We start from the raw sequence: 14,207 nt of genomic DNA, 5'->3' as shown, positions 1-14,207 counted from the left end.
GCGCTTTGCAACGGTAGCGGGGAATCAACCGCATACGGCGGTCGGGTGTTGAACAGGTTGAAAAAAAGACAGCCGGCTTGAGACAAATGTTGCTTTTCGCTGGCGGTTTCCCTACCGCAGGTAGAAACCCTCAGGCCAGTTCCGAAACTTCCTGTGTCGCTGAATCACAGATGCTTTTCAAAAGGAAGGGAAAGTTTTCTGCCAGTTTCCCGTCGCTGATGTCCACACGCAGGCAGTTTTGGAGGCGGTACACAATCTCATCGAGGTGGCTGCGCAGCAACAGCAACCGGCTCTTTTCGTCATTCAGGTTACGGGTATCGACCTTCAGCTCGTCCTGCCGCCCGATGCGTGCATTGATCTCCGCCAGCTTTGCATCGATCGTGTGCACAGCTTGGGAGATGAATGCCGGCTGAAAGACGTCGTTGTCGAGCGAACAGGCAATAAAGCGCTTGTTCTTCGAGAATTTTTGCAGGAAAAACGTGCTGACCGTTTCCAGCGCCACCCAACTCGATAGAAGGCTGGCCCGGGAAACGATTGCCAGGGTTACGTCCGATTGGAGGATCGACTGGTACACAAAGCCACTGATATCTCCGCCGGCAACCATGGCCCCCGAGTCGAGAATAACCCTGATCTTTTCTTTTTCCAGCAGTACTTTCAGCGCATCGGCCGTCTTTTTGTCTTCGTGACTGTAAGAAATAAAGACGGAGATCTCGTCGCTTTCGAAAAGATCGTCCTCGAACAGGGCGTTGACGCGGTTGGCCTTCCAGGCAAAATATTCGCCGATGAACGAAAAAAATGAACCGAGCAAAAGCACCACAAGGCAGTAGCCACCGACGAGCCAAAGCTGATTTTTCTTGATGCAGTCCTCCGACCAGGCCCAGTTCTTATACATCGGGTTGGTGAAGCAAAGGCTGATCAACTCTTCGTCGGATATCCCGGGATTTTCTTTTTTGCACTGCAGTGCGGCTTCCGAATAGCAGGCTTTGTTTCCCTTGACATGCAGGGTGATGCTGCCATCGCCGTGCACAAATCGGAACGTGGTGTGGTTAAACAGGTTCAGGTAAAAAACAAGCGTTGCAACCATTGCGACAAAGTTGACCAGCGCCACCAGCCGTAGGGAAGAACTGAGCTTTTTCCCCTTTCCCGATTTCATCAGGAACAAAAGCAGGGCACTGACAGCAAGCGCCAGCAAGGGTGCCAGCAGGAGGAACGAAAGCTTCAATTCTTCCGCTTTAGCAAGCAGGGAAGCGCCGATGCCCAGCAACAGGAACAATCCTGTAATAACGAAAACACGGTATCGCAAGAGGCGTTTCATTCTTTTGCTTTTACCAGTATCTGGATTTCGGTAAAGTTCACATCCCCTATGAGTAAAGCCCTGGCCGGCTTTGCAAAAGCGGGCTTTGTATCAAACGTGTTTTCCTCGGCCGGAACGATTTGCATCTCCTTACCGGTACGCGTATCGATCACCATGTGCTCGAAGCGGCCTTCAAAAAGGTTCACATTGCCGAAGGTGGCTTTGGGCTTGCAGGGAATATGCAGGCCTTTGATGGCTTTTAATTTAGGCGGATAAAAAATCACCGCGTACCGCTCGGTAATAGTAGCGCCATCCGAAACCACGGAACCATCCGTCAACTGTAGGTGCACCGATACGGTAAAGGCCCGGGTGTCGTTCAACAGGGCATCTCTTGTTGTCCCTTTTTCCTTTTCGGCGGGTACATCCTTCCGGAAGGCTGCAAAGAAAAAAGCCTGTTGTGTTGCCAATGGCCTTGCCAGCGAAACACCCTCCAGCAGGTTGCGAAAAAAATCTAGCAGGCTGTTTGAGTTCACCAGGTTAGCCAGGTAACTTCCCAGCGCCGCCAGCCTGTCGTATTCTTCCCGTTCGATGACCGCTTTTACCATAACCTCGCGAATCGTTTGCGTGCAAACGCCGACCGCCGCTGCCATTTGCATTGCCTTGATCCGCCGGGTGTCGCCAACGCGGTTCGTGTAGTTCTGCAGGTCGTTGCGGATCACGGAGAAAAGCTGGCGCACTGAGTCTGGATTCACCTCGTGGTAAGCAATCCTGGCCGCGTCGAAGGTGCGCTGGTAGGTATCGGTAAAGACCCTGATGGAATCAGACAGCGAGCTTTGCGCCCCTTCATCGTTCTGCGAGTCGTCTTTGAACTGCTGCGAAAAATCCCGCCGCATTTCCGTTGTAAAAGCGGGTGTTTGCGGCCGCCGGATGATATAACCGGCCGGCACCTGGGTCATGTCTTTCAACCCTGGGTTCAGGGCATAATAGAGCGCATAGGCGCTTGGGCTGGGCAACACATGATAGTCGTTCAGCAATTTTTGTTGCAGGTAAACTTCTTTGGGGCTGGGCGTTGTATCCGTTTGCGGTCTGTTTGCAGGTGGCTTCCTGTTGTCTGTCGGTGGCTGATCGGTGCGACCGGGTGACTGTTCCGGCGCCTTTGGGGGCACCAGGTATATCGCCGGCAGGATGTACTGCCGGTTGCGGAGCAATGCGGTGGAATTATAGACTTGCGACGAATAGGCTTCATACCCCTGTTGGGTAATGTCGATACGAAAATTGTGAAGCTGGCTGGGAGAAAAACGGTAGACACCGTCGGCATTTGTCGCCAGTGAAAGTGAATGCCGGTTGCTATCCAGGTCAACCACTCTGACCGCAGCCCTAACCACAACGGCTTTTGTGGATTGGTCAAACACCTGGCCGGTAAACAAAACCTGCGAACGATTGTAAACGGAAACCTCCGGCTGTCGGAGTACCTGCCTGTTGAGGGGAACGTTCGACGGTTTGTTTTGTCCCCATACCGAACCGACGGACAACAGCAAAGCAGCAAGCGGCAGCAAAGCAGGACGGGTCATGGCGAACCGGTTTACGTCAAAAAAAGGCGGGTAGCAAATTGTCAGCGCAGTAGAGAAAAGATAGCAACAATTTCCCGAATCGCCAAGCAAAGGACGCCACCGGGAGCATGGATCTGGCTTTAGTAATGACCCGATTTTATTCGCGGCGGCCCGGTTCCGTTAGTGACTTTTCGCTGCAGAGCCATGCAACAAAAAACCCCGCTTTGATGCGGGGTTGAAAATGCTTTTTACAACTTTCTGCTATGGGAAGATGCCCAGTTCGGCATACGACGTGCCCACCTTGTTGATGGCCACCACGTAAGCAGCCGTCCGCATGTCGGGGATCTGGGGGTTGCGCTTCCACTCGTCGATAATCTCGCGGGTGGCCGTGATCATGGTCTCTTCCAGGCCGCTGTGCACCAGGTCCACTTCTTCGGGGCCATGCACAATAAACTGGTGTTCGCGTTCGCTCACCTGCTTGCCTGTCAGTTCTTCGATCTGGCTGATGATGTGCGCATTCATGTTCTCCGTAAAGCGCTTTTCCATCCGGCCATAGCGAACGTGGCTCAGGTTCTTCAACCATTCGAAATAAGAAACCGTTACGCCACCGGCGTTCAGGTACATATCGGGGATCACGATCGTTCCTTTTTTCACAAACACTTCATCGGCTTCCGGCGTTAGCGGACCGTTGGCGCCTTCGCCAATGATCTTTGCTTTGACACGGGGAGCATTCTCGCCGTTGATCACGTTTTCCAGTGCCGCCGGGATCAAAATATCGCAGTCGTATTCCAGCGCGTCCAGGTTCTTCGCAAAGTTTTGGGCGCCGGCAAAATTCAGGATCGAGCCGGATGTTTTGCGGTGTTCAAACACGGCATCCACGTCCAGGCCATCGTCGTTGCGGATAGCGCCTTCGTATTCGGCCAGGGCAATGATTTTTGCACCGGCCTGCTGGAAGAATTTGGCGGCATGGTAACCCACGTTTCCCAGTCCCTGTACAATCACTTTTTTGCCGGCGATACCGATGGGTAGACCCACACGGTCCATGATCTCCGGCATGTTGCACACTTCGCGAACACCATAAAAAATCCCAAGGCCGGTGGCTTCCCTGCGGCCGCGAACTCCACCCTGCGTGACAGGTTTACCCGTTACGCAACCCAGTGCATCGATCTCGCCGGGACGAAGTCCCATATAGGTATCCACGATCCACGCCATTTCGCGTTCGCCGGTTCCGTAATCGGGAGCGGGAACGTCAGTGCCGGGACCGATAAAATTTTTCTTCACCAGCTCCGCTGTATAACGGCGGGTGATTTTTTCCAGTTCGTAAACCGAATATTTTTTGGGATTGATCTTAATGCCGCCTTTACCACCGCCAAAAGGCACATTCACGATGGCACATTTGTACGTCATCAGCGAGGCCAGCGCCATCACTTCATCCTGGTTCACTTCCGCGGCAAAACGGATCCCGCCTTTACAGGGAGTTTTATGGTGCGAATGCTGCACCCGGTAGGCTTCGATCACTTCGATGCGACCGTCGTCCATGCGAACCGGAAAGCGCATGGAGTAGATAGAATTACAGGCTTTGATTTGCTCAAGGATACCCGGGTCCCACTTGGTGAAATTGGCCGCCTTGTCGAAACTCTTCTCAACCGCGCCAAAAAAACTATAGCCATTTGTAGCCGACATACTGGTTTATTTAAAATGATGATTGATTTTTTTCAAGGTTCGAGATTTTTTTGTCGAGCCGGAACAGGTAGAGAAAGAGCCCAGCAAGAATGGTGAGCACAACTGCCACCACGACGTAGATTTTCCCGTTGCGCCGCATGTTGTCTGCCATCTCCACCGTTCTGTCCTGTGCCCGGAGCACCATCGACAAGAAGAGTGGAAGACCTGCCAGCAAAGCTTTTTTTATCATGATACGATAACCGTTTTTTCTTTGATCAATTGCAGCCGCACTTTGATGCTGACGATCCAAACACCCAGCAGGGTCCAGCCGATCACGGCCGGGTAAAACACCAGGCGCATCCGCGCATCCACATCGGTGGGATTCAGGGCCGGGTTGCCCTGGCCGCCGGGGTGCAAGCTGTCCAGCAGGCGGGGAACGATCCAGATGGAAGGAAACAAAAAAGCAAAGGCAAAAATATTGTACACGGCCCCGATGCGGGCCCGCTTGTCCAGGTCGTTGATCGAATCACGCAACACGAGGTAGGCGAAATAAATCAGGAGGGCAATGGCGGCACCAATCAGCTTCGGGTCTTTGGCAATAGAGCCAAACGACGAAAACGACGAGTTGTTGGGATCGGCCCAGGTAAATGAAGCCCAGATGATACCGGTGCTGTAACCGAGGATGCCAAACAGGATGCCGACGCCGGCGTACTGCCGCGAGAGAATGTCGTAACGGAGATTGTTGGTGCGCAGGAACCGCACGGCATGCACCACCGAAATGGTGAAGAGGATCATCATGCTGAACCACATGCACACATGGAAGTACAGGTTACGGATCGACTCCTGGATAATGTCTTTACGGGGTACGGCGAAAATGTCCAGATTGAACACATTGAATCCTGCAAGTACCGTGTAAACAAGTAGGAAGATGCACAGTATTTTCCACCACCTTTTCTTCATTCATCGGGTGTTTAGTTCGCTGCAATCGTTTAATTCGGGAGCAAAAATAAGGGAAAGCATAGTTTGGAAAGGAGAAAATAAAGCGACGCTTTTCAATCATTTGGCTTTCGCATCGCAATGGTTTTGCCGGATGGCGGATGACGGGTCACAGCAGTGTTTTTCTCCGCAGTCGTTTGTTTCTTCCGATCGACGGTTGGGTGGTCAAGCCAATCCACTAACAAGGCGTGGTGAGACGACAAACGGCAAATGTGAAAGGGGGAGCCTTTCGTCCCGTTATAGACTTCCTTTCTCCCGTTTCATGCCGCACGACTCACCAATTGTTTGCGCCGTCTCGACGGCAGTTGAATAGTGCCATAAAAAATGGTGACCGCGGTGGCCACCATTTCTGTTTCTCTCTGAACGATATCAGTAATCATTACTCTTTTCTTCTTTCTTGTCCTTGTCTTTGTTGCCGCCGCCGAACAACCGTTTAAAAAATCCTTTCTTTTCTTTTTTCTCTTCGGGATTGGTTGCGTTTTCGGCAGCCGGTTTTTTGTTTGCCGTATCTTTTTTCTGGATCGGTGTTTCCTGGACCGGCTTCTCCGACTCGGGTTTGATATCGCGGTACGAGGTCGTGTCCAGCGTATAGTCGTCCGCGTTCGTGTTGGCGTTCTCACCGGCCGCATCTTCCATGCTGTTGGGAATAATCTCCAGGATATCGGCATTGGTGATCTCGTTTTGCAGGTCGGCCGGCTTTTCAAATTCGGCTTCCTTGTTCAGTCCCAGGTTAGGATCGTTCAGCGCTTTCTGGAAGAAGGCCTGCCAGATAGGCCGTGCTGCCGTACCGCCGTAGCCCTGCGCACTTTCGATGCGGATAAAGCGATCGTCGCAGCCAACCCATACACCTGCCAGCAACTGCGGTGTATAACCCATGAACCAGGCATCGGCGTTGTCGTTGGTCGTACCGGTTTTCCCGCCCATTTCCCTTACACCCAGGGCCTGCATCAGGCCACCGGCTGTTCCTTTGGTAACCGGGCCTTCCATCATTTTACACATGCGGTAGGCTGTGGCCTCGCTCACGACCTGGCTGCGGTTGGTGCCAATGTTGGATCGGTAGATCACGTTGCCGTTGCGGTCTTCGATGCGGCTGATAAAGGTCGGCTTGGTCGAAAATCCACCACCGGCAAAAATGGTATAACCCCACAGCATTTCGTAAAGCGACAAGTCGCAGGAGCCCAGCGCTATGGACGGATAAGGCTGCACCGGCGTTGGAATGTTGATGCGTTTTAAAAAATTGGCAAACTGCGCCGGCCCCACCTGTTTCATGATATAGGCCGTGGCACAGTTGCGGCTCCAGGCCAGTGCAGAGGCCATGCTCATCGACCGTCCCGTGCAGGACTTGCTGGTGGCCGGCACCAGTTGGTCCTTGCCAAACGACTGCTGCTCGTCCACCACTGTTGATTCAGGAGTCATGCCTCTTTCTTCGATGGCCTGGCAATAAAGGAAAGGCTTGATGGACGAACCCACCTGCCGTTTCACGCCCAGCTGCGCATGATCCAGTTTGTAGGTTTTGAAGTTGATGCCGCCCACCCAGGCACGCACTTCGCCGGTTACCGGGTCCATTACCATAAAGCCCACCTGCATCATCTGCCGGTGATACTTGATGGAATCCATGGGCGTCATCACGGTATCCTTTTCTTTTTTGGCATTCCAGGCAAAGACCTTCATCGGCACCTTTTGCTTGAAGCTGGCCCGGATGGTTTTTTCGTCAATGTTATCGTCTTTCATGTTGCGCCAGCGATCGCTGTTCTTCATGGCTGCTTCCAGCACGTCTTCGTGCCCCTGCCATACCGAACCGGTGCGAACATTGCGTTGGCTGTTCAGGGATTTTTGGAGGATGGGCATTTGTTGCACCATGGCTTCTTCGGCATAATCCTGCATACGGGGATTGATAGTGGTATAAATCTTCAGGCCGTCCTTGTACACGTTGTATTCATCACCGTCCTGGTTTTTTACATCCTTCAATACGTTCTTTACTTCGTTGCGCAGCACTTCGCGGAAATAAGGTGCATAGCCGGCATTTTCATCCAGCTTTTTATAATTCAGCTTGATGGGAAGTGCCTTGTAGCGTTCGGCCTCCTGCGGCTGCAGTTTTTCGTTTCGCACCATTTGGCCGATCACCACGTTGCGGCGCTCTTTTGCTTCCTTGGGATGCGTGCGGGGATTGTAAATGGAGTTTCCGCGAAGCAGGCCAACCAGCAGGGCCGATTCGTCAACCGACAGGCTATAGGGTTCTTTCTGGAAGAAGGTCCGGGCAGCATTGCGAATCCCATAAACGTTATCGCCGAAAGGAACTGCATTGAGATAGAGGGCCACGATTTCTTCCTTGGTGAAATTCCGCTCCAGGCGAAGGGCCACAATGTATTCTTTGACTTTTTCAATCAGACGCGTTGCCTTGTTTTTGCTTCCCTGCTCGAGAAGGGCCTTTGCCAACTGTTGCGTAATGGTACTTCCGCCTCCGTCCTTTCCGAGAGTCAGCACCGCTTTGAAGGTGCGTTTAAAGTCGATGCCCGAATGACTGTAAAAGCGCTCATCTTCTGTTGATACCAGGGCGCTGATGACGTGCGGAGAAATGTCGCGGTACGAAACACTGCTCCTGTTTCCCCGTTCCACATAGTATTTTCCCATCAGGGTGCCATCGGCCGCAAACACTTCGGAGGACTGCAGGATGGTGGGGTTTTCCAGTTCCTTCAGTGAGGGCAGCTTTCCAAAAGCACCGAAGACGCAAAGCAGGATAAAGATCACAACAACAGCAAACCCGCCGATAAACAGAGTCCAGAAAACGCGAAAGCTCTTTTTCATGTATGTTGAATTAGTGTAGGTCCGAATAAGAGGTCAAAACTAAGGCTAAGACTGAAAGGTTGAAAAGAGAGAAAAAGAAATTAACCAAACGCCACCCTTCTGCTCCTTCGTACGGCACGATCGAAAGAAAGAGAAAAAGAGAATGACCCTGCATCTCTTTTTCTACTTTCAACTCTTTTGGCTCTTTGCCTAGAATTTTACCGGCAAATGTTGCTCCAAAAACCGTTGGTACTCGGGCAGGTCGGCTTTGACTTTCAGGATTTCCAGGTTGGATGCGGAGATGATACTGAACGTATACTTGTTACCCGTCAACCAGGGAATAATTTCGGTCGCCGCCAACGCTTTCGCCCTGGTTGCATAATCGGCAGCGGCAGCGGCAGAGGGCAGACCGCTCACGAGCAGCAAACGGGTATCGCCGGCCATGTTCAGGATTTGCACATCCATCGACTGGTTGAAATACTTTTCCTTGTTGTACCGGTCGAATGCATTGCGGGCCTCGTTCACGAAAATCGGGTCCACCTTGTTCAGCACCACCACGGCATAATGCGGGTCGCCCGGACTGTAAACGTATCCCTGCGGCGAAACGGTGGGTTCCGTTGGCGGCTTTGGCTTGTTCCGGGCCAGCGAGTCATTGAAGCGCTTCAGCGCCAGTTCACTCATCGCAATGCTGTCTTTAATGGCTTGCTGCCGCGCTGCCCTGGCAAGGGCAATCGAGTCCCTTCGCTCTTTCTCCGCAAGGGCCTTGCGGGCCAGCGAGTCGCGATGGGCTTCGGCTGCCTGCTTTTTCGCCAGCAGGATTGAATCCCTGGTTACCCTGGCAAGGGAATCGATCCGGCGCTTTTCCAAATATTTGCGCATGGCCAACGAATCCCTCGCCTGCTCACGCAGGGCTTTGGCCAGGGCAATGCTGTCTTTTTTTGCCTGCTCACGAGCCTCTTTTGCAGCGGCTAGTGAGTCCCGTTTCATTTTGGCGGCCAGCGCTTTTTGCGCCAGCGAGTCGCGAAGTGCATCCGCTGCTTGCTGTTTTGCCAGTGCCAGCGAATCCCGTTTCGCTTTATCCAAAGCTTCCTTGAGTCGTTTGGCGGTGGCCAGGCTCGTGGCAATGCTGTCGCTGATCTGCTTTTCTCTTGCCTTTGCCAGGGCGGCCGTATCAACAGAAGGCTTTGGTGCCGGCTTGGTCACGACAGCAGCAGCAGTATCCTTTTTTTCTGCCGGCTTTTGGTAGGCGACCGGCGCACTGACAACGGTGTCTTCCTCCGACGGACGAGTGATTTGCAGGCGGGCCAGTTCGTCTTCGATCTGCTGCCGGCGGGCCAACACATCCATCAGGTTTTTGGCTTTTTCGGTCAGCGCCTGGTTCGTGTTTTGACTGACGATGGTCCGTAATACGTTTTGCGCAACGCTGTCCTGGCGCTGTTTGATGTAGTACACCGCTTCGATATAAAGAAGTTGGGGTTGCCAGTAGGTCGTTTTGTACGTACTGTCGGCAATGTGCTTTGCGGCTTCGGCTTCGTCAAACCGCCCTTCGATAAACAGGTTGTAAACATTTTCGTAGGCCCTGGTGGCTTCCGGAGAGGCGTCGCTCTTTGCCATGGGATCTTTGCCACTAAGCACAATGGATGCATACCGCGAGGTCGGGTATCGTTCGCTCAACAATTTTTTTATTTGGGCCGCCGCCGCAGCATCGCCTGTTTTTGTATAGGCATAGTAAAGCTGGAACAGCGTCTCGGGTATGTGACTACCGTCGGGAAAACGCCGGCGCAATTCTTCAAAGGTGGCGATGGCGAGCGGGTAATCTTCCACCTCTTTAAGGTAGGCCAGCCCCAGGTTGAACAGGGCGTTGCGGATGGAGTCGTTGGACGCCGTCAGCGCCTCGGGAGTTGATGGCAGTTTGGCCAGTAAATTATCAAACGACAGTTCATCGGCCGAAAGCGCAGCGACATTGCCCGACAGGTTGGGATTATTGGCCTCGGGCACCCGGTCGGGCTGGTTCAGCGATAACTGGTTGACGGCAGCAAAACGGCGCCAGTTATCAACATTGGGACGATTGCCCCATATGCCTTTAAACTGGGCCGACCCCTGCACCTTTGCTGCAGTGTTATAGAAGTACCATTCTCCTTTTTGTTGGGTTGAAAAAAGGTCGGGGGGTGTTGTCGTGCCCAGGTTCGGCAAGGCATTGCCGGGGGTTGCCACCACTTCTTCTTTCAGTCCCTGTGCTTTGCGAAGCTTTTTCACCATCGCCTTCACCAACGCATCGCGTTCAGCCTGGGGCAGGGAAGCAATGCGCTGCAGGCTGTCCTGCCGGCTAACCACGCCGCTGTATGCCACCACTTTCGACAGGGCCGCTTTCCGCGAAAACACCCGGCCCGTTTCGGCTTCGGTTAAATCCACTACCTGTACGCTGTCGTAAAAACTGGCCGCCGGCAGGTATTTCTTTTGTTCATAAAGTACATCGGCAATTTGCAGAAACGCCTTGTTGCGGGAAGCCCCGTTGCCATTATCGAACCGGGCACCCCTGATCAGCAGGTCGCTGGCAGCGGCAATGTTGTTGCGCTCCAGTTCCATCTGCGCCGCCATGTAGTAGATAATGTCGCGATACTCTTCATATTTGTCACGCCTGGCCATTTTCAGCAACTCGGCAATATTTTGATCGATGGCATTTTCGTCGCCACTCTTATTAAGGCGTACCAGGTTGAGGCGGGCATAGATCTCCATCACCGGGTCCGGCGTTTGGGTGGCCACTTTCGCATACAGCTTCGACGCTTCATCGGCCTTTCCCGACCGCTCCAGGAGTTGCGCCGCCAGGTAGGTCCAGCGGGATTTTTCCAGTTTGGGATAGTCGCCATCCAGTGCGGCCAAGAGGTGGGCGGCGGCACTGTCCCAACGCTTTTGCCTGTAGTTCCAGTAGGCCTCCACTTCGTCCAGCGAATTGGCCAGCCGTTTCGGGAACGCGGGGTCACGCCGCAGCGTCATCAGCAGGCTCCCGGCGCCAGCCATGTCCTCCCGTTCAATCAGGGTGCGGGCCTGCCAGAGAAAGGCGTTGTTGCGGCTTTGAAGATTGTTGTGGAGGAAACGCTTTTCTTCTTTCGTTGCAATACTCAGTTCCCGGGCCCCATCGACATTGGAGCCAATGAATTTGTAATAGCCGTCCTCGTACTGCGGCGCATAGGCGTAGTTGATGAACTGCAGCATCAGCGAAGCCGAATCAAACTTTTTTTGCAGGTGCCAGGCCTCTGCCCAAAGCAGGTAGAGCTCATCGCCCCATTCGTTGCGCAGGTCATGGTTGAGGATTCCCGTCCGGGCCTTGTAGATCACCGAATCCAACTGGGCGCTGTCTGCGGCCGTGGTGTTCAGATCGTAGCTGTAAAAAGGAAGGAGTAAACTGTAATCATCCTTGTGTTGTTCACGGGCACGTTCCAGGATCTCGTTCAGCTTATTGTTGGCATTAAAGACGTAATTGTAATGCGTGGTGAGGTTTTGCAGCAACAGCCGGGGCATCTTGATCTTTCCCTCGCCTGTTTTCTCGGCCTTCAGCTTCCGCTCCTGATAGGGTTTGGGCTTTTCAATATCCACTTTGAACCCGGGTTGGGCGTAGGCGGAAACCGTACAGAGAAGGATCGCGATCAGCGTAAAATAGGTATAGCGGCTTCGAGTCATTCCAGCGCAAACTAAAGTGTTCTAAACGGAAATGCAAAGAATTTAGTATGCCGGAGGAAGGATTCGAATATCGAACAGAAGAACAGGGAACCAGGAACCTGGAAGGGGTTCGCTTTGTTGATCCTTTTTCCGAACAGCGGCCTGCCTGCTGGGTAAAAGGAAAGACGAGCCGGCGGCATTTTACAATTCGCCACTCCTTGTTCATCTGTTCTGCAGCCTAGTGCTCTCCCACCCGCCGTAACTTCATGTTGGTTACCGGCGAAACGATCAGCGGGAATTTTTCGACGATTACGGTACTGGCATCGAGGCCAAAACCTCTTTCTTCAGAGAGCGACACTTCCTTCAGCCAGAAATGCAGTTTCATGATGAGGCGCTCGATGATCGGCAGGTCGTTGTCCTGGCTCAGGTATTTTTCCATGACCACAAAAGTGAAGTCACCGGTTACTTTACCCCTTTCCAGGCTTTCGTAGCGGCTGACGATGTTCACTTCTTTATTGGCCACGAGGTCCTCGACCACTTTCCGGAACATCAGGTTGATACGGGGTTCAACGCGGAAACCCAGGCGGAAGTCGACCCGGATAATATCGTTGGGGATAATGTGCTCGACCTTGTACTCCATGGTATACGGCTCGTCCAGCGTGTCGACGTGCACAAACCAATAAATGTCCGCCCGTTTCGGCTTCTTGCTTAAAATGGAGTAAATGATCTTGTGCTCGATTTCCTTGGGGTTGTCGGCACTGGTCAGGTATACCAGGTGGGTGGCGTATTTGGGCACCGACCGGTCGTTGCTCAACTCCTGGATCTTGGGAATATAATGTTCGAGACGCACAAATTCCACGTAGCGGTTTTTGATCTTACGGGCCTTGAACCAGACAAACATGACCAGAAACAGCGCACCACCCACAATCAGCGCAACGTAACCACCATGGGGAAATTTATCGAGGTTGGCATATAAAAAGCTGCCTTCGATCGTCAGGTAAACAATCAGGTAAAGCCAGATGAATGCCGGCCGGATGCGGCGGGAAACGAGGAAATTGGCAAAAAGCATGGAGGTCGCGATCATGCAAAGCGTGATGGCCAGGCCATAGGCCGCTTCCATCCGGGATGATTCGCGGAAGTAGAGCACGATGCCCACGCAACCGACAAACAGCATCAGGTTGACCGCCCCGATATACAGCTGCCCCCGTTCTTCCGTTGGATAATTGATGCGCAGCTTGGGCCAAAGGTTCAACCGCATGGCCTCACTGATCAGGGTAAAGGAACCCGAAATCAGGGCCTGGCTGGCGATGATGGCCGCTGCTGTGGCGATGGCAATGCCGAAATAAACAAACCAGTCGGGCATGATTCCGTAAAACGGGTTGAAGCCGGCATTGATCGCATCGGCAGTAATGGTTTGTCCCAGGTGGTTGCTCAGAAGCCAGGCACCCTGCCCCAGGTAATTAATAATAAGGCAGGCCTTGACGAAAATCCAGGAATACCGGATGTTCCATTTGCCGCAATGGCCCAGGTCAGAATAAAGCGCTTCGGCACCGGTGGTACACAGAAAAACACCGCCCAGGATGTAAAAACCGTTTGGCTCACGCATCAGCATTTCGATGGCGTAATGCGGGCTAAAGGCCTTCAACACCTGTATTTTGTCAAAAAGATGCAAAAATCCCATCGACGCCAGCGTAATGAACCATACCGTCATGATGGGGCCGAAAAACCGGCCGATAAAGGCCGAGCCAAACTGCTGCATAAAAAACAGAAAGGACAGGATGCCGATGACAATGTACATGATCATCGACTGGTGGATATTGGCCAGCAGGGGAATGTGTTTAAGCCCCTCGACTGCCGAGGTAACGGTGATGGGTGGCGTAATCATGCCGTCGGCCAGCAAGGCGGCCCCGCCGATCATGGCCGGAAAGACCAGCCAGCGCTTTTGCCGCCTTACCAGGGCAAAAAGCGAAAAGATCCCCCCTTCCCCCCGGTTGTCGGCCCGCAGGGTGAGGATCACATATTTGATGGTGGTTTGCAGCGTCAGCGTCCAGATAATGCATGAAAGGCTCCCGATGATCAGCTGCTCTGAAATGACCCGGTCTCTGGTGATGCCATTCAATACATAAAGAGGCGATGTTCCAATGTCTCCGTAGATAATTCCAAGGGCAATCAGTAATCCCGCGAAGGTGACCCGGTTTGTGGGTATTCTCACTTTAGAAAAATTTATTGCAGTTGGCAAAGGTATAGGGAAAACGGTTGGTTTA

General features: G+C 52.9%; 8 protein-coding genes. All 8 read right to left on the bottom strand.

The genetic code is table 11. From position 1 onward, the window contains the following. Positions 1–130: 130 nt before the first annotated feature. A complete protein-coding gene (locus D6024_RS09495; RefSeq protein ID WP_121354374.1) occupies positions 131–1,315 on the bottom strand; it encodes a toll/interleukin-1 receptor domain-containing protein in 1,185 nt (394 codons plus the stop codon). Beyond that, positions 1,312–2,865, bottom strand: a complete 1,554-nt coding sequence (locus D6024_RS09490) for a hypothetical protein (protein ID WP_121354373.1) — start codon at positions 2,863–2,865, stop codon at positions 1,312–1,314. The genes D6024_RS09495 and D6024_RS09490 overlap by 4 nt, the downstream gene beginning before the upstream one ends. 240 nt (positions 2,866–3,105) lie before the next feature. After that, on the bottom strand, positions 3,106–4,527 hold the full coding sequence (locus D6024_RS09485; RefSeq protein ID WP_121354372.1) for a Glu/Leu/Phe/Val family dehydrogenase: 1,422 nt from the start codon (positions 4,525–4,527) through the stop codon (positions 3,106–3,108). 10 nt (positions 4,528–4,537) lie between these two features. Beyond that, positions 4,538–4,756, bottom strand: a complete 219-nt coding sequence (locus D6024_RS09480) for a CcmD family protein (RefSeq protein WP_121354371.1) — start codon at positions 4,754–4,756, stop codon at positions 4,538–4,540. After that, positions 4,753–5,466, bottom strand: coding sequence for a cytochrome c biogenesis protein CcsA (gene ccsA, locus D6024_RS09475; protein ID WP_121354370.1), 714 nt, complete (start codon positions 5,464–5,466; stop codon positions 4,753–4,755). The genes D6024_RS09480 and ccsA overlap by 4 nt, the downstream gene beginning before the upstream one ends. Before the next feature lie 405 nt (positions 5,467–5,871). Next, entirely contained in the window at positions 5,872–8,307 is a 2,436-nt protein-coding gene (locus D6024_RS09470; RefSeq protein WP_121354369.1) for a penicillin-binding protein 1A, read from the bottom strand. A gap of 189 nt (positions 8,308–8,496) precedes the next feature. Continuing rightward, entirely contained in the window at positions 8,497–11,964 is a 3,468-nt protein-coding gene (gene porW / locus D6024_RS09465; RefSeq protein ID WP_121354368.1) for a type IX secretion system periplasmic lipoprotein PorW/SprE, read from the bottom strand. Between the two features lie 217 nt (positions 11,965–12,181). Further along, positions 12,182–14,155: a KUP/HAK/KT family potassium transporter gene (locus D6024_RS09460; protein ID WP_121354367.1), complete on the bottom strand. Its 1,974-nt coding sequence runs from the start codon at positions 14,153–14,155 to the stop codon at positions 12,182–12,184. Positions 14,156–14,207: the final 52 nt, after the last annotated feature.

The organism is Flavisolibacter nicotianae, from assembly GCF_003628535.1.
Lineage (GTDB): Bacteria > Bacteroidota > Bacteroidia > Chitinophagales > Chitinophagaceae > Flavisolibacter > Flavisolibacter nicotianae.
This window is presented reverse-complemented; position numbering and strand designations above follow the sequence as displayed.

Excerpts from the sequence above, each read along its gene's own strand:
- D6024_RS09495 (WP_121354374.1), bottom strand. The coding sequence starts at position 1,315 with ATGAAACGCCTCTTGCGATACCGTGTTTTCGTTATTACAGGATTGTTC.
- D6024_RS09490 (WP_121354373.1), bottom strand. The coding sequence starts at position 2,865 with ATGACCCGTCCTGCTTTGCTGCCGCTTGCTGCTTTGCTGTTGTCCGTC.
- D6024_RS09485 (WP_121354372.1), bottom strand. The coding sequence starts at position 4,527 with ATGTCGGCTACAAATGGCTATAGTTTTTTTGGCGCGGTTGAGAAGAGT.
- D6024_RS09480 (WP_121354371.1), bottom strand. The coding sequence starts at position 4,756 with ATGATAAAAAAAGCTTTGCTGGCAGGTCTTCCACTCTTCTTGTCGATG.
- ccsA (WP_121354370.1), bottom strand. The coding sequence starts at position 5,466 with ATGAAGAAAAGGTGGTGGAAAATACTGTGCATCTTCCTACTTGTTTAC.
- D6024_RS09470 (WP_121354369.1), bottom strand. The coding sequence starts at position 8,307 with ATGAAAAAGAGCTTTCGCGTTTTCTGGACTCTGTTTATCGGCGGGTTT.
- porW (WP_121354368.1), bottom strand. The coding sequence starts at position 11,964 with ATGACTCGAAGCCGCTATACCTATTTTACGCTGATCGCGATCCTTCTC.